Source organism: Okeania sp. SIO2B9, from assembly GCF_010672505.1.
Lineage (GTDB): Bacteria > Cyanobacteriota > Cyanobacteriia > Cyanobacteriales > Microcoleaceae > Okeania > Okeania hirsuta.
Genome location: NZ_JAAHGK010000637.1, coordinates 1 through 4,308, shown reverse-complemented (window position 1 = coordinate 4,308; position 4,308 = coordinate 1). Strand labels below are relative to the sequence as shown.

The 4,308-nt window shown below is 39.0% G+C and carries 5 protein-coding genes; all 5 read left to right on the top strand.

Annotated features, from left to right (window positions below):
• A partial coding sequence (locus F6K13_RS20595; protein ID WP_287288217.1) for a hypothetical protein occupies nt 1–182 on the top strand: 182 nt, incomplete at its 5' end.
• A 137-nt stretch (nt 183–319) separates the two neighbouring features.
• The gene (locus F6K13_RS20590; protein ID WP_124146223.1) at nt 320–910 is read left to right on the top strand and encodes a hypothetical protein; all 591 of its coding nucleotides are present in this window, start codon (nt 320–322) and stop codon (nt 908–910) included.
• Nucleotides 911–924: 14 nt separating this feature from the next.
• Nucleotides 925–1,674, top strand: coding sequence for a hypothetical protein (locus F6K13_RS20585; RefSeq protein ID WP_192901161.1), 750 nt, complete (start codon nt 925–927; stop codon nt 1,672–1,674).
• A 250-nt stretch (nt 1,675–1,924) separates the two neighbouring features.
• Nucleotides 1,925–2,863 (top strand): RimK family alpha-L-glutamate ligase, encoded by a 939-nt coding sequence (locus F6K13_RS20580; protein WP_124146222.1) that lies wholly within the window; start codon nt 1,925–1,927, stop codon nt 2,861–2,863.
• Nucleotides 2,864–3,355: 492 nt separating this feature from the next.
• Nucleotides 3,356–4,243: a DUF1350 family protein gene (locus F6K13_RS20575; protein ID WP_287288216.1), complete on the top strand. Its 888-nt coding sequence runs from the start codon at nt 3,356–3,358 to the stop codon at nt 4,241–4,243.
• Nucleotides 4,244–4,308: the final 65 nt, after the last annotated feature.

Sequence of the window (4,308 nt, the reverse complement as noted above, 5' to 3'; positions counted from 1 at the left end):
TATTACTTTATATTAGAGAAGGATTAACCAGAGATTCCTTAGCTTTAATGTTAGGAGTGGCTAGAGATACAGTAGACAAATGGGCAGCACAAAGAAGGCAACCATCTCGGCCTATTCGTCGTCTTGCTGCAGAAATTTTGGCACGTTGGCAACGTGATCGCCTTACCGATAGAAAAATGTAAATCACTTTTAGGTTTTTGTCCTACACAGTTAATAATTATCAGGCTAAGGTAGATACAGGTGAACAAAAAACACCAAAAAAAATCAAAGTTATCAAATATGATTGATAACCAACACTACTTTTTGTTGAGGATAAATAATGCTAGTTTCAACTTTTGAACTACTCTTAAAAAAGATCACTCCTACTCCGGGAAATATTCCTAATTCTGACCGTCAAGTTCTCCAAGGTTACTTTTTAACTATTGCTAATCCTAATAACACTGACTTGAGGCTTCGACTCCAATTTACAGCGACAACACCTAATTTAAATGTAGCTGATACTATTACTATTCGTGATGTAGCAGGTGCTAACGTATTTGGCAATTTAATTCCCACCCCAGACCCTCGTAAATTCACTCTTGATGTAGGAATAGCTGCCCACGATACAGGATTAGTGATTTTACAGCCAGATATTACTACTCTCGATCCACAGGTAGATGAAGTCGAAATTCGTGGATTTGTGGAAATCTTTTTGCGCGCTCCTGCTGGTAATTTTAATTTGCTACTAACTCCCGAACACCGAGGCACATTTGTCAATAATAATCGACCTCGTCGTGCTGACTTTGACCAACTGGTTTATGCTCTACCAACTCCTAATGGAGGTAGTCTATTTCAACTAGCAACACAAGAAGCGTTCATATCTTCTCAAGAGCGCCCTGTTGTTGGTGAAACTGCTGTTAACAACGGATAAAAAGGAGTAGAGTAGTGCTTGTTGTTATTGCCAATAGCTATGACAAGTCTGCTCGGTCTTTTGTTGAACATTCGGTAAGTGATGGTGTAACGCTACTAACCCCTGAAGATTTATCAGTGGTTGGGTGGCGACACCATCTGGGAAATGCGAAAAATTCTACGGCGGTAGTGGGAGGAAAAATTATAGAAGTTGCACAAATAACAGGTGTGTTAACTCGCCTCCCTGTAGTTTTTCCAGAGGAACTTTTTCATATTGTTCCCAACGATCGCTCTTATGTAGCTGCTGAAATGACAGCATTTTTGGTTTCCTGGTTAAATACACTAAAATGCCCAATGCTCAACCGACCGACACCAACTTGTCTACTTGGATCGAATTGGCGATCGCCCCAATGGATTTATGCTGCTGCTCAAGTGGGGATGTCTGTGCGTCCTCTGCATCAACATATTGCTTTAGGGAAGGAAAGTTTGCCAGAGGTAATTCCAGAAAATTCAGCAACAGTAACTGTTATTGGTAAACGTTGTATTGGTGAAGTTGACCCCACCTTAGCAAATCAGGCAATAACTCTTGCTGATGCTGCTGGAGTTGAGTTATTGACTGTTCAATTTAGTCAAGCTGATGCTAATGCAGAATTTATTGATGCTAATTTGTGGACAGATATTTCTCAACCAGCGATCGCTACTGCCATTCTGGAGTATTTTATAGAAGAAGGCAGAAGGCAGGAGGCAGAAGGCAGGAGGAAAAACCTTGCTTTGTCTTACTTTTAACTTTTTTAGGACTTACGCATGAACGCTATTAGTAGTAGAATGACACGTCTAAAAATGTAGGTTGGGTAGAACGAAGTGACACCCAACAAATCCTGATTCTGGTTGGGTTTATCCTAGCGGATAAGCTGGCGCTAACCTACGTCAACCAAACCTACGCTTATTGCACTAGGTCATGCTGCACAAACAGCTAGAGGTGCTGATAACTGATAACTGATAACTGAAATGACCGCTTTTTTAACGAGGAAAAAAAATGTTAATTCTGTTGTGGGGATTACCTGGAGATTCACCCTTAGCAGCAGTACAGAAAGAATTGCAAAATTTAGGTATACCTCATGTACTGCTCAACCAACGAGAAATTATTGAAACCGAAGTTAAGCTTTCTGTAGGGGAAAAAATTACAGGGGAAATCTGCACTCCTACTGACAAAATAGACTTGAATGCAGTCACAGGAGTTTATTTGCGTCCCCACGACTCTTACAAACTCCCGGAAATCATGGAAGCAGGACCTGAGAGTTATGCTTGGCAACACGCGACGGCAGTAGATAATGCTTTGTTGTCATGGGTAGAGATGACTTCTGCCTTAGTTTTGAATCGTTTTTCAGCAATGGCAGCGAATAATTCTAAACCGTATCAATTACAGCAAATTCGTAAGTTTGGGTTTCAAGTCCCTGACACTTTAGTTACTACGACTCCCAATGCGGTGCATGAGTTTTGGCAAGACCATGGCAGTGTGATTTACAAATCTGTCAGTAGTACCCGCAGTAAGGTTTCTCAGTTACGACCGGAGCGCGCGGAACGTTTAGATAATGTTGTTTCTTGTCCAACTCAATTTCAGCAATATATACCGGGTAGGGATTATCGGGTTCATGTAGTGGGTGGAGATGTATTTGCCTGTGCTATTAGTTCTGCTGCAGATGATTATCGTTACGCGGGAGTTACCAATGCTCCTGAAATTTTTAGTTATCGTTTACCGGAAGATATAGAAAATAAATGTAGAGTAATGGCGGCAGAAATGGAATTATCTTTAGCTGGCATAGATTTGCGAGAAACTCCAGAAGGTGAGTGGTACTGTTTTGAGGTTAATCCTTCTCCAGGATTTACATATTATCAGCAAGAAACAAATCAACCTATTAGTAATGCCATAGCTAGATTATTGGCATCGGGAAAGACCGTTTCACGCAAGTTATAAGTCAAAAGTTAAAAGTTAAAAGTCAAAAGAAAGATTTTATCAACTCAGAACTTTGATACTACAGTAATTTACGGAAGTTATTTAACATTTAAAGTTTGAAACTATTTGTGACATCTTTAAAGTGAATTGGTATAGCTACATTGCTGCTGAAAGGATAAGTAATGTTATGTCCGTTAATAGCGTTCAGAAAAAACTTTCTTCTCCTCCTCCTTCTTCTTCCAGGACTTACGCAAAATATCAAATTATACGCCATTTGTAGGGATAAATTGCCATTCGCCCCTACTAGATAGCGGTGCGACCCCGCGTCGGCGTCAGACGCAAGGGAACGCGCACCAAGAGATGGTGGTTATGCGTAAGTCCTCTTCTTCCCTCCTGTACTTCGCCTATCCGACAGTCCCCTACCTGATTTCTGACTCCTCCGTCGTTATTTATAGCGCTACGCAAATACGCTCTGTTCCCTGTTCCCTGTTCCCTGTTCCCTACTATAAAACTATGAATTTAAAATTTACACCACTTTCTTTCAGTTGGGTCGCACTTCACCCTCAACCTCGTGGAATTATCCAATTTATCGGCGGAGCTTTTTTTGGTAGTTTCCCAACGATTTTTTATCGCTATTTCTTAAGTCAAATGTATGCTAAAGGATATAGCATTATTGCTTTACCTTTCCGCTTTAGTTTCCAACATTGGCCTATTGCTATTAGTTTATTAAAAGAACAAAGTATTTTAGCAAAAGCTATGCCAGAACTTGCTGAAAAATTAGGTTATAAAAATAATATCTATACTGACAAATCAAAATATTTTTGGGTTGGTCATAGTTTAGGCTGTAAATATATTGTGCTGCTAGAATTCCTGAGTGAAAATGGATGGCAAGACAAACTCAGAAAATATGCTGATGCTCGCGAGGTAGAAAAAGTAGAAAGAATTTTCCATCAAATTCATCCTAGTATAACTACTATTTTAAATCAGCATTCTTTGTTAATAGCTCCAGATATTAGTGACACAAATAGCGCTATACCTGTCCCTGCTTTAGCAAAATTAATAGACCGAATTGGTTTAGGAGCAAAACCCAATCGAAAACAAAGCCAATCTTTGATTAAACATAGTGATTTATTTCAGTTAATTTCTATGATTTCTTTTTCTAAAGATACTGTTGCAGGGAGTATCACAGATCGAGAAAAAAGTAAAGAAATTCAAGATAAAAGTGATGTACTTTGGTTAATAAATACCTTAAAAAATAGAGGGTTATTACATCAAGAAATCCAGGGAAAACATTTAGAACCAGTGGGAATAAAAGTAGGCAACTATATTGTTGATTTGAATCCTTTAGATAAATTTATTCAGCTACTTGTTCTAAATATCTGCGCTCAATTGGCTGAATAAATTTATCTAAAGGATTCAAATCAACAATATAGTTGCCTACTTTTATTCCCACTGGTTCTAAATGA

Excerpts from the sequence above, each read along its gene's own strand:
- F6K13_RS20590 (WP_124146223.1), top strand. The coding sequence starts at position 320 with ATGCTAGTTTCAACTTTTGAACTACTCTTAAAAAAGATCACTCCTACT.
- F6K13_RS20580 (WP_124146222.1), top strand. The coding sequence starts at position 1,925 with ATGTTAATTCTGTTGTGGGGATTACCTGGAGATTCACCCTTAGCAGCA.
- F6K13_RS20575 (WP_287288216.1), top strand. The coding sequence starts at position 3,356 with ATGAATTTAAAATTTACACCACTTTCTTTCAGTTGGGTCGCACTTCAC.